This window comes from Microcystis sp. M083S1, assembly GCF_020246405.1.
Taxonomy (GTDB): Bacteria; Cyanobacteriota; Cyanobacteriia; order Cyanobacteriales; family Microcystaceae; genus Microcystis; species Microcystis aeruginosa_C.
Map to the genome: position 1 here is coordinate 59,935 of NZ_JADBTB010000188.1, position 19,947 is coordinate 79,881.

The window sequence follows — 19,947 nt, forward strand, 5'->3', positions numbered from 1 at the left end:
TGGCGGTAACTTTAGGGCATAATTAACAAACTGATGGCCAAACTATTAGTAGTCCTAGAACTTTAATTTACCTTGATTATGACGCTCGCTCATCTAGAAGACCGCTCCATTGATTACAATTAACTACAATACCCACTGCCAAAAAGCAAAGTTAACTTTAACTTCCCCGATCTGATGGCGAGGGGGTTGTCTTCTCAACAGAGAAAGTCTAACCTATAGTTTGTTATTTTCTATCTACCTTGCGGGTGAGAAAACGTTGCCTCCGAGACTGACTATTTATGCTTTTGTCCCAACGGACCCACCCTTGACGGGAGTGAGTTCACCCCCGGGGCTGGTTAATTCTTTGACGGCTTTATTGGCTAATGAACGCTATCATCTAACCCTAGGGTCGTCTTCTAGCGAATTACTGGCTAATATCGAGGCACAGAAGGAAAAAATCGATTGTTTGCTGGTGGTCTTTCACCCTTCCCTACAGCCGACTTTTAATCAACTCTACGAAGGGGGGATTTTGCTGCCAGTAGTGATCATTGTCGCTGACAAGAACATCACTGCCGAGACGAATGACTCTCCCACCTGTCTCTATCATAGTGCCGAATTACAAATTACCGTCAACGAATTAGACAGCATCACCTCCGTCATCGACCAAGCGATCGCTAGATTTCTCCATTTAGCTCCTAATTGCTCTTTTTCCGAGCGTACCACGATTGTTAACCAACCAAATCCCGTGGCAAATAATCACAGTTTTCTCCTCCTACAACAGCGCCGTTTAGCGGAAAAATTAAAAGAAAGACTCGGCTATTTAGGTGTTTACTACAAACGCAACCCGCAGCTATTTTATCGCAATCTTGCCCCGGAGGAAAAAAAAGAATTACTGCGGGAAGTAAGAGCAGATTATCGGGAGATTATTTTAAATTACTTCCAACAGGATTATCCGATTAATCAAGCGATCGATGAGTTGGTTAATAATGTCTTTTTTACCGATCTCTCAGTGTCGCAAATTCTGGAAATTCACATGGAGTTAATGGATGAATTTTCCCAACAGTTAAAATTAGAAGGCAGAAGTGAGGAAATTCTCCTAGATTATCGTCTCGCTCTCATTGATATCCTTGCTCACCTAGGGGAAATGTACCGTCGTTCCATACCTCGCGAGGATATCCCTTATGATTTATTATTGGGAATAGACTAAAATATCCCAGACAAATAGCGATGAACTCATATCCCCAGCCCCTTTGATCCTAACCTATGAGCGTCTTTAAAAAAACCTATGTTTTAAAACTGTACGTCGCCGGGAACACCCCCAACTCCGTGCGAGCCTTAAAAACCCTGAAAAATATCCTAGAAGAGGAATTTCAGGGAGTTTATGCGCTCAAGGTGATTGACGTGCTGAAAAACCCGCAACTAGCGGAGGAAGACAAGATTCTCGCCACTCCTACCCTTGCGAAAGTCCTCCCTCCCCCAGTGCGGAAAATTATCGGTGATTTGTCCGATCGAGAGAAGGTTCTAATCGGGTTAGACTTACTGTACGAGGAAATTCGCGAACGAGAAAATGATGGCTAGGCCTTCGGCAATAGGTGATTAGACGGGTTATATTTATTGAAGGAGAAATGATCGGGGCGTAATCTAGTACGTCTATGGGAAAGTCAAGAGTCAATGGCAATCAAGATAGTGTAAAGTGTCTAGTCAGTCCCGATATGTTTCTGTGGAAAAATTAGATAAAAATCCTACTCTTTAAATACTCGCTGGATAAATAATGACTCAATCTAACTCTAATAGCCAAGCAAATCCACCGATTAAACCGAAAGGTGTTCGCAAAATTAGAACCCTAATTGAAGGCTTTGATGAGATCACTCACGGTGGTTTACCCATGGGGCGAACTACCTTAGTGAGTGGCACTTCTGGCACGGGAAAAACCCTGCTTGCCGTTCAATTTCTCTACCACGGGATCAAGTATTTTGACTATCCGGGCCTGTTTGTTACTTTTGAAGAATCTCCCACCGATATCATCCAAAATGCCTATAGTTTTGGTTGGGATTTAGAAGAATTAATTGACCAGGGTAAGTTATTTATTCTCGATGCTTCTCCGGATCCGGAAGGTCAAGAGGTGGTGGGTAGTTTTGATCTTTCGGCCCTGATCGAGCGCATTCAATACGCAATTACCAAATATAAAGCAAAACTGGTATCAATTGACTCTGTAACTGCTGTTTTTCAGCAGTACGAAGCGGTGTCAGTGGTGCGGCGGGAAATTTTTCGGCTCGTCGCCAGGTTAAAATTATTAGGAGTGACTTCAATTATGACCACGGAACGTATCGAAGAATACGGAGCGGTGGCGCGTTTTGGTGTAGAGGAATTTGTCTCTGATAATGTGGTAATTATGCGGAACGTGCTAGAGGGAGAAAGGCGACGCAGAACCGCGGAAATCCTCAAATTACGGGGAACAACCCACATGAAGGGGGAATATCCCTTTACTATCACCAATGATGGCATTAATATCTTCCCCCTCGGAGCCATGCGTTTAACTCAGCGCTCTTCTAATGTCCGCATTTCTTCGGGAGTAAAAACCCTCGATGATATGTGTGGAGGCGGTTTTTTCAAGGATTCGATTATTTTGGCCACAGGAGCAACCGGTACGGGTAAAACTCTCTTAGTCAGTAAATTTCTAGAAGAAGGCTGTAGGCGCGGTGAGCGGGCGATTTTGTTCGCTTATGAAGAATCTCGCGCCCAATTGTCCCGAAATGCCTCTTCTTGGGGGATCGATTTTGAGGAGATGGAACGCAAGGGATTATTAAAATTATTGTGTTCTTACCCCGAATCGGCGGGATTAGAAGACCATTTACAGATGATTAAGTCGGAAATCTCGGAATTTAAACCCTCTCGTATTGCTATTGATTCTCTATCGGCACTCGCGCGGGGGGTGACAAATAATGCTTTTCGGCAATTTGTGATCGGGGTGACAGGATACGCCAAACAGGAGGAAATTACGGGATTTTTCACCAATACCACCGACCAATTTATGGGAGCGCACTCGATCACCGAATCCCATATTTCTACGATTACCGACACGATTTTAATGTTGCAGTATGTGGAAATTCGCGGCGAAATGTCGCGAGCGATTAACGTCTTTAAGATGCGCGGTTCTTGGCACGATAAAGGGATTCGTGAATATACTATCAGTCAGGATGGGGCGGATATCAAGGATTCTTTCCGCAATTACGAGCGGATTATTAGTGGTTCTCCGACTAAAATTAGCGTCGATGAAAAGACTGAATTATCGCGGATTGTTCGCAATGTGCGCGAAAAATTACAGGATGAATAATCGGCAGTTGACTGATTGAGATTATTTTGAAGGGCGATCGGGTAAAGTCGGTCTTAGGGAAAATAACCACCAGATCAACAAACCTAAGATAATCCAGAGAATATCTTTAACCCGGCGAATTACAGAAATCGCTAAACCTAATTCTAGACTACCGGTTAAAGAAGCACCCAGCAGCACTAAAGAACCTTCTAAAGTACCGATATTAGCGGGAATAAAAAAGGTTCCAGCGCGCACTAATTGGGCAACGGAATCAAATAACCAAGCATCGGCAAAAGTGATCGGATGTTGGAGAAGTTGCATTAAAACATAGATTTCTAAAACTCCGAGGGGCCAATTGAGAAAACCGACGATCAAGCCATTTCTAAATAGGGGCAGATTCCGGTAAAATTCCCCTAAACGATCATCGACACTGCGAAGATTTTCTAAAGGTTTAGCTAGGCGATCGCATAAAAAAGAATGACCTAATCGATTAACTATTCGGGAGGATAAACGGAATCGCTGAATCAAGAAAAATATCAGGATACAACTGGAGAATATAGCGAGACTTAATCCGGTAAAAGTTTTAAAAGAATTAGAAAATTTTGGGGAAGCGAGGAGCAGAAAAAAACCGATAATTGCAAAGAAGACAAGGGAAGCAGTATTTAATGTCTTGGTCAGAATAATCGAGGCACTGGTTTCTTTATAGCTAATCTGATAGTGAGTTTTTAACATCACTGCTTTAAAACCTTCTCCTCCCAAAGAAGCGAAGGGAGTCACGCGATTAAAGGCTGCCCCTACCATGTAAATTAATAATAGGCGAATTGTCCATCGAGGTTGGATAGGAATGCTTTTAAAAGTTAGTTGCCAAGTAAAAACATCGGTGAGGAATTCTAGGAAATAAAAAATAATCACTACTGTCATTCCCCACCAACCGACTAGGGTGATTTGTTGCCAAACTTCTTGTAGATTGGTTTGGCGTAAAATTACCCCTAGTAAAACAAAACCTAAACCCAGAAAGATAAATTTAAGATATTTCATACTAAATTGTGAATTATGAATTATGAATTATGAATTATGAATTATGAATTATGAATTATGAATTATGAATTATGAATTATGAATTATGAATTGTGACTGATAACTGATAACTGATAACTGATAACTGATAACTTATGACTGATAACTGATAACTGATAACTGATAACTGAAAAAGCTGATGACTAGAAATAATTCCAACGTTGAATAAATGGTAGCCAATGGGATTCGACTAACTCGATCGCTTTTGCATCTGGGGGATAATTATTTTTTTTATATCCTTGCAGACTGGCGATATATTTCTCAAAGCGAGGCCTGGATATTTTTAAGTCGGGAAGTTGCAGTTGATCGTAAATTTTCTCGATTTGTGCTAGGGGGTCTTTTTCTAAATCTTCAAAACGAATTTCTACAAAACTATCGGCGGGTAAATCGACACTATCTCGCAGGAGAGAATTAAGCATTGAGGGATAACTTTTCAGAATTACCTGCTCGATTTCATCCGTGGATAAATTATCGTAGGATTGTAGTGCTAGTTCCGGTAGGATGCGGGTAAAAAAGTGACGGGTTGAGGGAAAAACTAGATAGGGATTGCGGTAGATATGAATAAATTTAGCATCGGGCCAGATAGCTCGCAATTTGGCAATATGTGCCGTATAAACGGGGTTTTTGATTAGTAATTGTTTGCCTTTTTGATGTATGGAAACTTTTTTTAATAGATGAGTATGCCAACGCTGCCAAGTGGCGATTTCTTTCTCGCTGCAGCCTTGAAAAAAAACCCCTCGCTGGAAATGATACTGAAAACGTTGGGGAAAGTATAAACCATGGTAGTAGGAAAGGGGGATCATGCTGGCTAGGGCGATCGAGTCTTCTTGGGGGGAATCGGGAGTAACGGCGACGTTATCCACATGGCGATCGCTAGGTAGGGCCAATTCTAGCAGCGGTTGAAATAAGCGGACGATGCCGAGGATATCCCAGGGTAATCCCACCGCTAGGGGCGAAATATAGCCAAAATGCTCCGATTGACCGAGTAAATTGTGGAGATGGGTCGTGCCGCTGCGCCAATAGCCGACAATAAAAATGGGTGCTTTTACCTGTACGCCGCGCTCATAAAACCCTGTCATTAAAATTCGTTCTAGGGTAGAAAAAGGCAGTCGCGCCAGGGTAACTGCCAGCGCCAGGGTTGCTGGGGCCAAATTGGGGCGATTAATGCCGCCATTGGTCAAAAACAAACGAAGGAGAGTGCTAAGGTTGCTACCGCAGAGGGGATGAAACAAACTGGACATATTAACTATTTTTTAGCGGTTTTTTGGCGGATAGCTTGGCTGGCCAAGGTTTTACCGAATTCCCAAGCGGCCCCTGGGAAGCGGTGTGCATCAGCCACCACATCTTTAACGGCGGTGACAAGCCAACGGCAATCCTCATCGGAGAGGGTGAGGGGGGGGATAAACTTGATGATATTCATGCCGTGGCCGGAAACCTGCGAGAGAATTTGATGGCGGGTAAAGAGGGGAACGACGATTAACTGGGAAAATAGCCCTTTATTGGCGGTTTCTAGCATTTTCCAGGCGGCTTTTAGTGACCAACTGCTCGGCTCGGCAAATTCCAAGGCGATCATCATCCCCAATCCCCGCACTTCCTGCAAACATTCGTACTGATCTACGAGGGGCCGTAGTTCTGCGATAATTTGTTGACCGATTACGGCCGATCGCTCGACTAATTTTTCCTCTTCAATCACCTGTAAAGTGGCAATACCGGCGGCCATGGCCAGATTATTTTTACCAAAAGTGCTACCGTGAACCACAGAACGATCCATGCGATCGAATACTCGATCGAAGATCCAGCGACGACAGAGAACCGCTCCCACTGGCACAAAACCGCCCGAAAGAGCCTTGGCAACACATAAAATGTCCGGTTCTACCCCCCAATGTTCCACTGCCCAAATTTTGCCAGTCCGGCCCAAACCGGTCTGCACTTCATCGGCCACAAAAAGAGTGCCGTAACGACGACAAAGGGCAGCCGCTGCGGGGAGATAGTTCGGTTCGGGAATTCTCACTCCGTGACCTTGGATCGGTTCGGTAATAAAAGCCGCTACTTCTTGGTTAATTAGAGCTTTTTCGAGCGCAGCCAGATCGCCGAAGGGAATTTCCTCAAAATCGGCGACAAAAGGCCCAAATCCCTGGCGATAATGGGGATCGCCGGTGGCGGAAAGGGAACCCATGGTTAACCCGTGGTAGCCTCCCTGACAGTAAACAATTTTGCTGCGTCCGGTGGCGTAGCGGCTGAATTTAATGGCAGCCTCGACGGTTTCTGTGCCGGAATTAGCAAAGAAAACTCGTTCTAATCCGGGAGGTGCGATCGCTGCTAACCGTTCGGCCAGCAATCCCGCTAGGATAGAAGCATCCAATTGGACTAAATTGGGTAATGCTGCCGTCAATACCTCCTGTAAAGCTTGCACGATCTTGGGGTGATTGCGTCCGAGGGCGAAAACACCAAAACCACTCAGTAAGTCCAGATACTTTTCCCCCTGATTGTCGAATAGGTACGGACCTTGGGCTTTAACGTAGTGGCGATCATAGCCGATCGTTTTTAGTACCCTAACCATCTGGGGGTTTAGGTATTGTTCGTGGAGGGCAAAGTTTTCTTCTAGTCTTTTTTCTATCAGTTCTAAAATGCTCATAAATTCCAGATTTGATTACTGAAAAACTATTTTTCAAACACCTCAAAACCGATTATGTCCATAGCACATTATCATGATTTTTGGTTACTTAATATTATAAATTATTCAATATATTTTGTCAAGCATTTAAGAACTTATCTAGAATAATTAAACTAATTAACTCTTGTGGGCTAAAGGTTAAAGCAAATTTTAAATAATTTATTATTCAGTTTTTATATGGTAGGGGCGCATCGCGTGCGCCCAAAATGTAATATCAGTAAACTGATTACTGATAACTGATAACTTATAACTTATAACTTATAACTTATAACTTATAACTTATAACTGATAACTGATAACTGATTACTGATAACTGATTACTGACAGCTATAAAAAAACCGACCAACAAGAGAGAATTCCTGTCAGTCAGTCGGTGATGATAGGCTGAATTTTAGTCAGCTTTATTTCTTAGCGGGGGCAGCCTTAACGAGTTCCAATTCACTTTCAGCGAAGTTATTGGTATTCAGTCCACCGGCGCTACCACTAAAACCGTGGTAGTTAACAGTGTTAAAACGGACGATAACGGGATAGAGGATACCACTTTTATCAACACTGGCTACGGTTCCCACATCGTTGTACCAGTAAGACTCTTTCCGTTTGACTCTAACTTCGGCTCCGCGTTCGATTCCAGGCATAGCTGTTGTTTTTTTTTAAGGGTTTAGTTAACAGGTTACAATCAGAGCGAGTTTGCCGAAAGGGTTTTTACTTTAAGTTTTATTGCAAATCTTGCCACTCTGTTTGGACAAAATGCCCCGAACGTCCCCATAGGTCTGCCTTTGGTGCAATGTTAACGATTGTTAAGTTAAAAGGAATGGCTGTGGTCAGGTATTTTTGGGCCGACATTCCCACATCTGGCCCGATTTGAAAAGCGGTGGCAGTGGCTAAACCTAAGCCTAATAACTGAGAAATCGGACCTCTGGGGAAGATAAGATGAGTTCCTAAGACTAAGCCGGCGGTTAAGGCTAAAGTTACCGATAAATTGGTGCCACAACGCGGATGTAATGCCAATTGCCCCTCGCCATTTTTGAGACGATGGAGCGCCTGTTTGGCCGCAATTTGCAGTTCATTTGTATTAACCTGTCCGTAGAGATAAAAACCCCTATCGGTGGAGAGTCCTCCCAGGGCCTCGTTATCTGCTTGGGAATGGTCAAAAGGCGATTGACGACGGGCAGCCATTTCGCTTAATACCCAGACGGTGGCGTGTTCCAAGGCGTGAACCTGTCGCAGGGTCAGAAATTCTTTGAAACCGGGGATAAAGCCGATTTGTGCCAGTAAATCGCTGTCTTGCTGGGGCGAGGGGTTAAACCAGTCAAAAGAGGGGTTAGAAGGGCTACTAGAGGTCATAAAGTTGCGGTAGGGGGAGTTTTTTCGGGGAAGATGAGGGTGCTATAGGGTTGCAAGGCGGTGTCCCAGTAGGTGTCTTTAATGGGGATTGACCAGGGTGGTTTCGGCAAAAAAGGGAAAATCTGACCACAGGGTAACTGCTGCTAGTTCTTGCTTTAGGTAAGGTTGGCTGAATAAATCTAAAAACCTTGTTGGATAAGACTTCTAGACTTTTTTGAATTCCAAAAGTGCCAGGCATGGGAGTGAGCAGGGGGAAAATCCCTGGACTTTTTCCCTGAAAATTGGGTAATTGACCCCCTGAAAATCGGTAAAACCCTACACCCTACACCCTACACCCCACACCCTGCCTCCACGAAAAACTTTTTGCCGCAAACCCTAAGTAAGAAGCGAAATGATTCCAGTTATCTGGATTGCTGGTCTTGGTCATAGAAACTGTAGTCAATTAGCTGTCTAAATAGGCGTTAATGATAGCAAGAGCCACTAAGGGAGCTGTAATTGTTCTCAAAATGCGTTTTCCCAGTGATACAGGTAGAAAATCAGCGGCGAGCGCTTGTTCTATTTCTGCCTCCGTCCATCCCCCTTCCGGTCCGATGGCCATGGTTATCTCGGTTGATGTTTGCAATTGAGCAAGTAGCGGGGCCACTGTTCTACGGGTAACACCAATATAACAAGTTGTCTGTGGGTTAGCTCCCCGCTTAAGGATGGCTAAAAATGATTGTGGTTCTTCGATAATGGGAATAATCTGTCTTTCTGATTGTTCTACAGCTTCCCGGGCAATTTTTCGCCAACGGTCGATTTTTTGAGGACTAGGATTAACTAAACCGCGTTCTGTCAGCAGCGGGATAATCCGATAAACTCCTAATTCGGTGGCAGCGCGAACGATATCATCAAAGCCATTTTTGGGAATTGCTACCATTAAATTCACTTGTACTGGTAGTTCGCTAGTTTCGTTTATCGCTTCTAAAAGATGGGCCGAATTATCAATTATTTCTGCTAACCACGCTTGTCCTTGTCCATTGAGGGCAATAAAACGTTCATGGGATTTTAAACGAACAACTTTTTTAAGATAATGACTTTGTTCGGGTGTTAAGGTAATTAACCCGTTTTCTAGGTTGTTAAAATCAAGAAGAAGACGGTAATACAAGGCGGTTTAGTCTATATTGATATTGTGATTAGGATCACTGTCAGCTATCTATTTTAGCTTTTATGGTGTTTTTGTATAGGGTTGAGAGTAGATTAGCTTATAGCAGTTATCTTAATGATGAAGTACGTAGTTTTCCTTTTGGGTAGTCAGTCGTCAATACCAAATTAGGTTATACTTCCTGTTGATGACAAAGGCTATAACTTACTATGGCCTCACCTACTCATATCTGTTATAAAATTTATCCTCATCAAGGTATCTCTTGGCAAATAAGCATTAAGACTTGACAGTCTCCACTCCCCAACCCCTAACCCCCAGAAAATCCATGGACATCACTGCTAAAATTAAAGATCTGGCACAAAAATATGATATACCTCCTCAACTGCTCAAAGAAGCCATGGCTTTAGAAGTGGAAAAATTTGCTCTAAAAAATCGGCGGCTATCACCTAAAATTGTCGAACTTATCGAAAAATATACCGACTCCCCACAATAAATAAACCCTATGACTTTGAGACTGAAACAAATTCGCTTAACTAATTGGAAATGTTACCCTAGTCAAAATATTACTTTTAACCTGCATCCCGACAGAAAAATTCAGATTATTTTCGGTAATAATGGTCACGGTAAAACTTCTCTGATGACGGCGATTTTATGGTGTCTCTATGGGGTAGATATTGTATCTAAAGAGACTCTGAAAACCTATTTTTATCGAGGTAAGGATGATTCTTCATCAGTAGAAGAAAAAGAAATGCGGGTAGAATTAAATTTTACTAGAAACGAGAAAAATTTTTTTATCAGTCGCACAGCGAAATTAAAAGTTAATGGTAGCAGTTCCTATCCCAGCGTAGAGGAGGCATTATTTTATGAAGATGGAACCATGAGAAGTAACTCTAGGGAATATATCGAAGCATTGCTTCCTAAATCTATTCGAGATTTTTTCTGTTTTGATGGCTTAAAAATCGAACAATATACCCAGATAACTCAAACTAAAGAAGCAAAAGAAGCAATTGAAAAAGTTTTGGGTATCCCTGAATTAAGAAATCTGCGTGATGATACAGAAAAAGCCTTGCAAGAATTAGAAAACCGTTTAAATAAAGCAAAGGGAACCAGTCAAACTTTTAAAGATAAGCTGCAACAATTACGAGAATTAGAAGAAGAACTTGATCTTAAAAAAGGTCAGCTTAAAACTGCTAAAGATGAGGAAAAAAATGCTAAAATTATCCATAAGAATGCTCAAGAAAAAGCCGCTCAGATTGAAAGTTTACGAGAAAAATTAGAGGAAATTCATAACTTAGAGAAAAAGCGTATCGGTTTACAAACTCAGTTAGATAACCTGCAAAAGTCTATCGATTCTTGGTTAAAAAAAGCTGCGATACCTTTGCTGATTAACTTTGTGCAGGAAATGGCTGACGATTTACAAGTTACTAGCTTAAAAAGCACTTCTAAAACTAATTCTACAGCAGTTTTAAAAGCAATACTTGAGGATAAAAGCTGTCTATGTGGTCGTTGTTTAGATAAAAATTCTCGTGACTTTATCCTTCAACAAATTGCCGAACTAGAGTCCTTAGAAATGGACAACGCCACCAGAATAGAAAAAGAGCAAATTAGAATTGATTTACAGGGAATTATCCGAGATAATGCCAAATTTAGCAATTATAGTCAATTGCTTTCACAAAGAGATCTTTTAGAAGAAGAAATCGAAGAAATTAATCAACATATTAAACAGCTAAAACAGGAAACCACGGGAACCAATCAAGAATCAGCTAATGAGATTTGGCGAAAAGTTGGCGAATCTGGTAAAAATGTTGAGATGATCCAAGAAAAGATCGAACGCTTGCAAAAGGAAATTGAAATCAAAGAAAAGCAATTAGAACATTTACGCAAAGAAGTGGAAATTTTAGCTAGTGAAAATAAAACCACATTGATGTTATCTAATCAGGTTAAAATGGCCATACGTTTAAAAAATGCCACTAACGAATTAATCGAATGGCATATCGATAATTCCCAAAAAATGATTAATCAAGTAACCAGCGATCGCTATTTACAAATAACCAGCAAACCAGAGGAATATAGAGGAGTAGAAATTACTCCCGAATACACTTTAGGAATCCGTACCATCACGGGAAAATTATTAAATCCCGATGTCTTAAGTGCGGGAGAAAAGGAAGCTTTAGCTTTTGCTTTTATCACAGGTTTAAATCAAATAACTGATACCTGTGTCCCCCTAATTATGGATACACCTTTTGGCCATTTAGACAAAGAACATCAAAAAAATATTATTAACTCTCTCCCTAATTTAAACTCCCAAGTGATTATTCTAGCTACCGATCGCGATCTTCCCGATCGACTTTTAAATCTGCTGCTCCCCTATACTACTGATATGTTCAAAATACACCGTTTGGCTGCCGATGAAGATGCTTCCGTGATTGAAGTGATGGAGAGTTACTAATGCAGAGAATCGATCCCAGTTTGAAGATTTATGCCTCGGAAACTTCCAGAAATTATCTACAGGTACTAAAAGATAATAAAACCTTTGAGCGCATGGTAGATGCCTATTTATTCGCCGCTGCTTTTGCCATTAAACAAGACTTCAGTATCTACGGAACCACTCTGAGCAATCGACAAGATTTAATTACTATTAGCCAAATCGATCCAGAAGTTATTTTAGCTTTAACCGCAGGAATTTATATTATCTGTAAAAAGAATTCCTATCCTCAACCCAGCGATGGCAAAGAAGTTTTAGATAAGATCTGTCAATACGCAGAAGTGGGATTAAGGGAATTAAAAGAACGCTGGCAAGGCAAAGTCAGCAATCAAATCCAAGCTGATATTGAGAGAATTATCGATAATCTCTAAAATTCTCCCTATCTAACTATCTTTTTTAGCAATAACGTCAAATTAGATTCTTTCCACACTGCCAAAAAAGACGGGTTCCACACGAATAGCAACGATACTAGCCGGACGTAAAACCATATATTCCCCTTGGATATTTCTGATCGGAACATTGATAAAATCCTGGGAATCGGCTTTCGGAATTAATTCGTTACTGTACCACTTTTGAAATTCTTGGATGGTCAAAAAACGGACTTCCTCGCGATGTCCACTGCTTAAGAACAAATGTACAGCGTACTCGTCAGCTTTTCTACTCATTTTTTTAACTAATCAGATTGAATTTTTGTAATAAAGTTGCCATTAAAGGCGGAAAAGTGAGACGCAATTCGCTCAGATCCGAGAAAATTAATTTTTGGTAGCTTGGCAGGTCAAAAGCCAGTTTACCCTTTAATTCCGCTCGATTTTGATAGGTTAGCAGAATTTGTCCGCCCTGTTTACAAGCGATCGCATAACCTAATTCTATACCCACTAGGGGACTGGGCAGTAATTCCGTTTCCTTTTGGCTAATCGCCGTAGCATCGGCAATAAATAATAAACTTTTGCGAATTTTGCGTAGTTGACTATCACTCAATCTGGTGACATTGCCCTCAGTTCGGGGCGTTTCTTCGATGGTTAAGGGCAAACGGGAGCGTTTATTGAGATTTTCGACGGTTTCGGTCAAAACTGTTTTTAAAGCGGTGCTAGAGTCCTTAAATTGGCTTTGGGAGCTAAAATAAATGACGGGATCCAACCAAGCGCTGAGGTCCTGTTTAGTAAAGTAAATTTCTTGGGAAATCAGGTCAATATTCGAGATGACGTAACCGCCACTACCTTCGAGGTAAAATTCCACCCTTTCCCCTTCTAGATAGCGTTGGAACCAGACAGAACCTTGTATCGTCAGGCTATCATCGAGAAAATCGGCCCTTAAACCCGATTTTAAGAGACTATTGCGACTTAAGCGCAAGTCGTGGGGACGTTTGACAACCTCGCGGATAGGTTCGTATTTGTCCAGATACCAAGCTTTCAGAGCGATGATGGCCATAGGTGTGGCGATTAAAGACACTCTCCCATTTTAGCAGTAAGCACCGATATCCTCTCCACATTCATCGGCTAGGTAAGAAAGAGCGCGAAATCTTAACATCATTAGGTTTTCGTAGAGGGGATTTAGCTTGCAAAGGGGCGGAATCTCTAGAATTGTCCAGCTAAATAGGGTAATTTTCCGCGCAAAGGGACATTGAGCTGGAATTAGACGACAAATCCGATGAGCTAGTGCAGGTGTATTAATCTCTAGGCGATCAATTCGTTGCCGCAGGGGTTGCCATAAATCCCATTTTGGTTGCGGTGACGGGTTTTTCCGATTGCCTTTCGACCAAGGGGCGATCCAATTAGACAAAATTATTTTATTTGTGGTATAATCTGATACATCAGCATCAGCCATAGCCTTACCTTCTATTGATTGACTCATAAGGTTCTATCTGAGATTACGAGAGGACGAATACTCTTTCCCGAAAATCCTCTAGGATGTTCGGATAGTTGGCCGCTTTAAAGATAACATCTCTGGGATAAAATTACTCGTTAAGACTACACAGGAACGCTGGGGATGCGGAGAGGAAATTTGAACTTTTGTACTAATTCCCTGTCTCCGAGTTATCACCTGAAAGCTAATAGGCAACAGACTACAATAAGATAACGTCACCAGTGAGTTTAACTAGATTAATCTCTAAGCTTCGCCCAAAGATATTGGCTCTGATTAGAGCTATTTCTAGGTTAGCAAAAACTCAGGTTTTTTCACGTCAGCATAGTACACTTTTTCTGGGTATAAAATAGCACCCAGTTTTGTCAAGGATACGCAATGCAAGGGGTGGGATGTGGGAATTATCAATTATGAATTATCAATTATGAATTGGGTAGTTGGCTCTCTTAGGTTTGGTGGGCAAAATGTATTCTAAGATACAGTCCTGCTGGCGGTCGCAACGCGCTCGCTACGCGAGACCGAGTGGAAGGAACCACAAAGACACAAAGGACACAAAGATTGATCGATCATAGAGTAAGTTAAACTTATCACACAGAACCTAGAAGAGCCAGGAGTTTTTTGCTGTGAACTGATAACTGATAACTGATAACTGATAACTGATTTACATTCTTTCCAAAACGGGAATTCCTAGCAGAGATAAGCCTAATTTTAGGGTTCTTGCCGTTAAATCACACAAGACTAAACGAGAGGTTTTAATCGGTTCTGCCGCTTTCAGAACGGGACAATTCTCGTAGAAACGATTATACTTTTTACTTAGTTCGTAAAGATAATCACATAAACGATTGGGTAATAAATCTTCTTCCACGGCACTAATTACTTCCGGAAATTGCAGTAATTGTTTAGCCAGAATTAATTCGCTTTCATCCTTGAGAATTAGCGATGAATTGGCACTTAAATCCTGAAAATTAATACCACCTTCGCGACTGATACTCTGGACCCTAGCGTAAGCGTACAGCATATAGGGGGCGGTGTTGCCTTGCAGATTGAGCATTTTGTCGTAACTGAAAACGTAGTTACTATTGCGATTTTGGCTGAGATCGGCGTATTTAACGGCACTTAAACCGACAGTTTCGGCAGTCTTAGCGATAAAATCGCTGGTTTCTTCTCTTTCCTCGCTTGCCAGTCTTTTTTCTAAGTCAGCTAGGGAACAGGCGATCGCTTGATCGAGTAATTCTTGTAATTTTACCGTCTCCCCGGAACGAGTTTTTAATTTTTTACCATCTTCCCCTAAAACTAATCCAAAAGCGACGTGAACCACTGCCACATTATCGGGTAAAAATCCCGCTTTTTTAGCCACCTGAAATACTTGGGCAAAATGGTTAGCTTGTCCAGCATCGGTGACATAAATTATTCTTGCGGCTTTATCTTGCCGCACTCGATAACAAATTGCCGCTAAATCGGTGGTAGCGTAATTATAACCGCCGTCGGATTTCTTGACAATTAGGGGCAAAGGCTCCCCCTCTTTGTTGGTAAAACCATCGAGAAAGACGCATAAAGCGCCGTTGTCTTCTGTTAGCAATCCCTGTTGATCTAATTCTCTGATTACTGTCTCAAGGTAGGGATTATAAAAAGATTCCCCCCTTTCGGTTAGTTTTATATCGAGAATATCATAGATTTTCTGAAATTCCCGTCGTGATTGTTGACAAAGTAACTGCCATGCTTGACGACTTTGAGGATCACCCGACTGTAATTTTACTACGGCTTGGCGGGCAGTTTCTTTAAAGTTTTCGTCTTCATCAAAACGAATTTTAGCCTTTTTATAAAAGCTAACTAAATCCCCTAAATCGAGAGCATCTGCTTGGGTTAAAGCACTAGGATAAGCTTCTTGTAGATAGGTGATTAACATCCCGAATTGAGTCCCCCAATCCCCGACGTGATTAAGACGAATTACTTGATGATGACGAAATTCCAAAATCCGAGCAATACAATCACCGATTATAGTCGATCGCAAGTGACCGACGTGCATTTCTTTGGCAATATTGGGACTGGAAAAATCGACAATAATTTTTTGACTGGGGTTAGCAGCGGCAACTCCTAAACGGTTGTCAGTAATTAGGTCTTTTAATTGGGTTTCTAGATAACTGGGTTTAAGGGTAAGATTGATAAAACCGGGTCCAGCAATTTCGGGGGGTTGACAGAGATCATCTATCTCTAGATTTTTTAGTAAAGTTGTCGCCACTTCTCGGGGTTTTTGTTTTAATTCTTTGGCTAAAGAGAGGGAAATATTACATTGATAATCGCCAAAACGGGGGTTACTAGCGGCGACAATTAGGGGATCGGTAGCGGCGAAGTTTTCCCCAAAGGATTTAACTAGGGATTGGGAAAAACGCTCTTTTATTTGTTGGATAATGGCAGTCATAGAGAGAATTTAGCAATGAATGTTAGAAATCTATGGGTAATGAGGAAATTTATCTTGCTCTCATCTTGAATAAAATTGAGCCGGACGGGGTATTATGTCCATTTTCTTGGTACATTATAAGCATCAAATTTAGTATCTTTACTAATTAGAATTAGTGATTTGTTTAGAGACTGAGCAATTAGCATTCTATCAAATGGATCACGGTGATGCAAGGGTAAAGTACAAATTTTTAGAGTATCAGAAAATGATATAGACAGTAAGGTTATATCTGATGCTTCTAGTTTAGTTTCAATGGTTTCATAACTTTTTTGTAGGACTAACTTACCTAAATTTAACTTAATCGCGATTTCCCAGAGACTAACAATACTGACATAAACTTCAGGAGCAAAATCAATTTCCTCCCGAAGATTATTAGGTAAGTTAGGATCGTTTTCAGTTAACCAGATGAAAGTATGGGTGTCCAGAAGAAAAGATGTCATCACATATATTCCTGAAAATCTTCCAAAGACTCATCAAAGTCATCGGACAAAGGTAAGGTAAATGTACCTTGTAAAATTCCTGAACGACGTTTTCTAAGAGAAGGTTTCTCTATAATAGCATCTGATTGATAATTGGCCATCAAATATTCAGCATAGTGAAGCAGCTCTATTTTTAAGAACTCTGGCATTGTTTCGACAGTTTCTAAGATTTTTGTGTCTATATTCATAGGTTTGGGATACTTAATTTGAGCTAATTCTTACTAATTACTTATTCCTTAACCAATAAAACCACGGCATAAACTGCGATACCTTCTTCTCGTCCCACCGGTCCTAATTGTTCGTTAGTAGTGGCTTTAATTCCCACCTGGTCCGGATTAATCTTGAGAGTTGCTGCTAACTTGGCTCGCATCGCACTGAGGTGGGGTTTCATTTTCGGTTTTTCGGCGACAATTACCGAATCAATATTATTAATCCGCCAACCTTTATCGATAATTAACTGATTAACTTGCTCTAATAATTTTAAACTATTCGCCCCTTGCCATTGTGGGTCTGTGGGGGGAAAATAATGACCGATATCGCCTAAACTAAGCGCACCCAGCATGGCATCCATAATAGCGTGGGTTAAGACATCGGCATCACTGTGACCCAATAAACCGACAGTATGGGCAATCTCTACTCCTCCTAAAATTAAAGGTCTTCCTGTTACCAATCGGTGGATATCGTAGCCGTTACCAATACGAATATTCATAGAGCAGTACCTTTGAAGTTATATTAATTATCTTATCGCAAAGGGAACAGGAAACGGGGAAATATTTTCCCTCACTTGTCCTTATTAGCTAATTAGCTAGGAAGGATGAACTATTCTGCTGAAGTTTTTCCTAATACAATGAAAGCTTATACTAAATTAATTTTTGATAGTATCATTAACTGCTAATCCAACTTTAAAAACCCACTTCTCACTTGCCACTCTATACTTGTTAAATAAGATTTAGTATAACTCGATCGCTGTTAAAATTGCGGTAGAATCAGGAGAGGGTTGGGTTTCATGCTTCAAACCAACCTACGTTCTTTTTCAATAAGATTTATAGCGTTTTTCAGTCTGCTAAGGTACAAAAGTTATGGGTTTTAGGCACTCATGCAAAAGGGAAGAAAAATAGGTGTACCTTACTAGCTTAGGAAACGCTATAGTTAAACACCGAATTTTGAACAATTATGCAACAATTTATTCAACAGTTAAAAATCGATTTATCCTTGACAGTGATCTAGCAGTTTCATCATTTACTTTCCTAAATATCCTTAGCTAATCATCGCCAATAAACCTTGATAAAAAATCTGAAAACTAGGAGAACAATTATGAGCAGGAGTCATAAATTGAGAAATTTCTCGGGCTGCTTTCACTTTTTCTAAACCTCCTCGATGATACCCAGCTTTTTGAAGTATCTTTTCTAAGTTTTCCCAAGTTCCGCCCGTAATTTCATCGGGTTTTCTGTATTTTGCTTGCTGTCCCACATTAGTAGAAACTTTGGGATAGGCTGAGACTATAGCCTGAATATCACCAAAAAACCAAGCTTCTAGTTCTTCTATAGCAATTCTATTTAACACCTGAAATGTTTTTTTATCTTCACTAATCGTTTTGGTGATCAGTCCTGTTTGTTGGGCAATATTTTCTAACTTTTCTTTGAGCATTTGACAATCTTCATTGTCTCTATCTACAAGAATAATGATTCGATAATCATCGGGTATCCAGCATTGATAGCCTTTTAATCGCTCCGGTAGTTTTTTGATTAAATCGGATTTACCTCGAAAGGCATGAATTTTATAGGTGACATTCTCAAATAATATTTTAGGTAAAATTTGATTTAAACATTCTTGGGTAGAAAATTCTTCAACTAAAAATTCAAGATGCACTTTTTCCCTCCTTTGCTATTAAACTTAAATGCTAGGATTACCCACATCAAAATAGTCCTCCATCCATAATTGACCCAACAAAGCACCATTTTGAATAAATTCCTTAACTCCTTGCATTGCTGAAGTACGTTTAGCTTGAGTAAAACCATTTTCATCTCGATAAAGTACCCAAACCTCCTCTGGTTTCAAACCATCTACAAAAAAGGGAGAATGAGTTGTTACCATTAATTGTGTACTTGCGGTCGCTGCCCGACATTCTTCTGCTAATTCAGGTAATAAACGGGGATGAAGATGATTTTCTGGTTCTTCTATTCCCAGTACTTGCGGAGGGCTTGGATCGTATAATATAGTTAAATAAGCCAACATTTTTAAAGTGCCATCGGAGGCAAATTTGGAAAGAATTGGCTCTTGAAAAGGTGCGTCTTTAATTTGAAGTAAAAGCTGTCCATTCGGCATAATAGATGCTTCGACTTTTTCTAATCTAGGAATTCGACGAGAAAGGGTTTGTAAAATAGATTTTAATCGTTGAGGATGATCTTCTTTTAAATATTGAATAACATTAGGTAAATTGTCACCAGTTGGCGATAATCTTTCTTGCGCTCCTGCTTCTGGTTGAGTGCGAGTATTATCTGCGGTTAAGTAGGAAAGATACCAACTTGTGATAAAACGACGCAAAGCACTAACCCGGGGATGTTTGGCCAATTGTCCGAGGGTACTAACAGCTAAAAATTCTGAGGAGTCTAATCGTTCATAAATTCGTTCATCTTCTTCTTGGGGATTTTCTCCACTAATCACTATTCCTTCCCCTTCTTTAAAGTTTAAAAAGCGATAAGGTTTGCCCCTCGCTCCTTGTCTCCACTGTAACCATTCTTCGGCAACATAAGGGCGATTGTTAGCTTCATTAATAGCCAAATGATAGGTAATTAAAGGTGATGCCAATTTTTCTCGATATTTTAATTCGATAATGATGTAACCTTCTTGTCCTCTGGTTCTTAATTCTTTAAATCTTCCCCGTCTGTCCCAAGCTTTTTTTAAACCAACAGTAAAACATTCAGAGAGGAAAGCAAAGACATCAAATATGGTAGATTTTCCGCTCCCATTAGGACCGAGAAAAACGGTTAAAGGAGCAATGCTTTTTAATTCTAAGTCCTGTAAAGCTCGGTAATTTTGCACGCGCAGATTTTCGATTCGAGGTATAGAGTTTTTAGACATTGATTGTTGCTCTCTGCTGCTTTTAGCTCGTCTTGTCCCAGATTAGCTGTTAATTT

21 protein-coding genes are annotated in these 19,947 nt (G+C 40.8%); 6 read left to right on the plus strand and 15 right to left on the minus strand.

Annotated elements, in window-relative coordinates; all coding sequences use genetic code 11:
• The first annotated feature begins 256 nt into the window (after window positions 1-256).
• The 3 genes from IM450_RS17425 (at window position 257) to kaiC (ending at window position 3,313) form a co-directional block, all read left to right on the plus strand.
• Window positions 257-1,186 (plus strand): circadian clock protein KaiA, encoded by a 930-nt coding sequence (locus tag IM450_RS17425; RefSeq protein ID WP_287665953.1) that lies wholly within the window; start codon window positions 257-259, stop codon window positions 1,184-1,186.
• Between the two features lie 56 nt (window positions 1,187-1,242).
• Window positions 1,243-1,557: a circadian clock protein KaiB gene (gene kaiB, locus IM450_RS17430; protein WP_002800410.1), complete on the plus strand. Its 315-nt coding sequence runs from the start codon at window positions 1,243-1,245 to the stop codon at window positions 1,555-1,557.
• A gap of 193 nt (window positions 1,558-1,750) precedes the next feature.
• Entirely contained in the window at window positions 1,751-3,313 is a 1,563-nt protein-coding gene (gene kaiC, locus IM450_RS17435; protein ID WP_002800411.1) for a circadian clock protein KaiC, read from the plus strand.
• A 21-nt stretch (window positions 3,314-3,334) separates the two neighbouring features.
• On the opposite strand, the gene IM450_RS17440 is transcribed toward kaiC, so the two are convergent.
• The 6 genes from IM450_RS17440 to IM450_RS17465 form a co-directional block, all read right to left on the minus strand.
• Window positions 3,335-4,330, minus strand: a complete 996-nt coding sequence (locus IM450_RS17440; RefSeq protein WP_287665957.1) for a lysylphosphatidylglycerol synthase transmembrane domain-containing protein — start codon at window positions 4,328-4,330, stop codon at window positions 3,335-3,337.
• A gap of 182 nt (window positions 4,331-4,512) precedes the next feature.
• Window positions 4,513-5,610, minus strand: a complete 1,098-nt coding sequence (locus IM450_RS17445) for a sulfotransferase family protein (protein WP_287665959.1) — start codon at window positions 5,608-5,610, stop codon at window positions 4,513-4,515.
• A 5-nt stretch (window positions 5,611-5,615) separates the two neighbouring features.
• Window positions 5,616-7,004, minus strand: coding sequence for an aspartate aminotransferase family protein (locus IM450_RS17450; protein ID WP_002800414.1), 1,389 nt, complete (start codon window positions 7,002-7,004; stop codon window positions 5,616-5,618).
• Between the two features lie 440 nt (window positions 7,005-7,444).
• On the minus strand, window positions 7,445-7,678 hold the full coding sequence (locus tag IM450_RS17455) for a photosystem I reaction center subunit IV (RefSeq protein ID WP_002800416.1): 234 nt from the start codon (window positions 7,676-7,678) through the stop codon (window positions 7,445-7,447).
• A gap of 79 nt (window positions 7,679-7,757) precedes the next feature.
• Window positions 7,758-8,387 (minus strand): DUF6391 domain-containing protein, encoded by a 630-nt coding sequence (locus IM450_RS17460; protein WP_287665962.1) that lies wholly within the window; start codon window positions 8,385-8,387, stop codon window positions 7,758-7,760.
• Window positions 8,388-8,829: 442 nt separating this feature from the next.
• Window positions 8,830-9,531, minus strand: a complete 702-nt coding sequence (locus IM450_RS17465; RefSeq protein WP_287665964.1) for a 16S rRNA (uracil(1498)-N(3))-methyltransferase — start codon at window positions 9,529-9,531, stop codon at window positions 8,830-8,832.
• 322 nt (window positions 9,532-9,853) lie between these two features.
• Here IM450_RS17465 and IM450_RS17470 point away from each other — a divergent pair, with 322 nt between their 5' ends.
• From IM450_RS17470 to IM450_RS17480, 3 genes are read left to right on the plus strand one after another with little or no spacing between them, the layout of a single operon-like run.
• Window positions 9,854-10,021, plus strand: a complete 168-nt coding sequence (locus tag IM450_RS17470) for a hypothetical protein (protein ID WP_287665967.1) — start codon at window positions 9,854-9,856, stop codon at window positions 10,019-10,021.
• Between the two features lie 9 nt (window positions 10,022-10,030).
• Window positions 10,031-11,977, plus strand: a complete 1,947-nt coding sequence (locus tag IM450_RS17475; protein ID WP_287665969.1) for an AAA family ATPase — start codon at window positions 10,031-10,033, stop codon at window positions 11,975-11,977.
• A complete protein-coding gene (locus IM450_RS17480; protein ID WP_002798003.1) occupies window positions 11,977-12,384 on the plus strand; it encodes a hypothetical protein in 408 nt (135 codons plus the stop codon). The genes IM450_RS17475 and IM450_RS17480 overlap by 1 nt, the downstream gene beginning before the upstream one ends.
• A 42-nt stretch (window positions 12,385-12,426) precedes the next feature.
• On the opposite strand, the gene IM450_RS17485 is transcribed toward IM450_RS17480, so the two are convergent.
• The 9 genes from IM450_RS17485 to IM450_RS17525 form a co-directional block, all read right to left on the minus strand.
• Complete coding sequence (locus IM450_RS17485) at window positions 12,427-12,678, minus strand: hypothetical protein (protein WP_002800425.1); 252 nt, start codon at window positions 12,676-12,678, stop codon at window positions 12,427-12,429.
• Between the two features lie 4 nt (window positions 12,679-12,682).
• Window positions 12,683-13,441 carry a hypothetical protein gene (locus IM450_RS17490; RefSeq protein WP_287665973.1) on the minus strand — a complete coding sequence of 253 codons (759 nt, stop codon included), beginning with the start codon at window positions 13,439-13,441 and terminating at the stop codon, window positions 12,683-12,685.
• A gap of 30 nt (window positions 13,442-13,471) precedes the next feature.
• The gene (locus IM450_RS17495) at window positions 13,472-13,864 is read right to left on the minus strand and encodes a Mo-dependent nitrogenase C-terminal domain-containing protein (RefSeq protein ID WP_287665976.1); all 393 of its coding nucleotides are present in this window, start codon (window positions 13,862-13,864) and stop codon (window positions 13,472-13,474) included.
• 670 nt (window positions 13,865-14,534) lie between these two features.
• Entirely contained in the window at window positions 14,535-16,292 is a 1,758-nt protein-coding gene (argS, locus tag IM450_RS17500; protein ID WP_287665979.1) for an arginine--tRNA ligase, read from the minus strand.
• Between the two features lie 92 nt (window positions 16,293-16,384).
• The gene (locus tag IM450_RS17505) at window positions 16,385-16,771 is read right to left on the minus strand and encodes a type II toxin-antitoxin system VapC family toxin (RefSeq protein ID WP_043997655.1); all 387 of its coding nucleotides are present in this window, start codon (window positions 16,769-16,771) and stop codon (window positions 16,385-16,387) included.
• The gene (gene vapB, locus IM450_RS17510) at window positions 16,771-16,998 is read right to left on the minus strand and encodes a type II toxin-antitoxin system VapB family antitoxin (RefSeq protein WP_002800430.1); all 228 of its coding nucleotides are present in this window, start codon (window positions 16,996-16,998) and stop codon (window positions 16,771-16,773) included. Before vapB ends, IM450_RS17505 begins: the two co-directional genes overlap by 1 nt.
• Before the next feature lie 41 nt (window positions 16,999-17,039).
• A complete protein-coding gene (gene ispF, locus IM450_RS17515) occupies window positions 17,040-17,519 on the minus strand; it encodes a 2-C-methyl-D-erythritol 2,4-cyclodiphosphate synthase (protein ID WP_002800432.1) in 480 nt (159 codons plus the stop codon).
• Window positions 17,520-18,067: 548 nt separating this feature from the next.
• Window positions 18,068-18,679, minus strand: coding sequence for a DUF4276 family protein (locus IM450_RS17520; RefSeq protein ID WP_002799501.1), 612 nt, complete (start codon window positions 18,677-18,679; stop codon window positions 18,068-18,070).
• A 24-nt stretch (window positions 18,680-18,703) separates the two neighbouring features.
• The gene (locus IM450_RS17525; RefSeq protein ID WP_287665984.1) at window positions 18,704-19,891 is read right to left on the minus strand and encodes an AAA family ATPase; all 1,188 of its coding nucleotides are present in this window, start codon (window positions 19,889-19,891) and stop codon (window positions 18,704-18,706) included.
• Window positions 19,892-19,947: the final 56 nt, after the last annotated feature.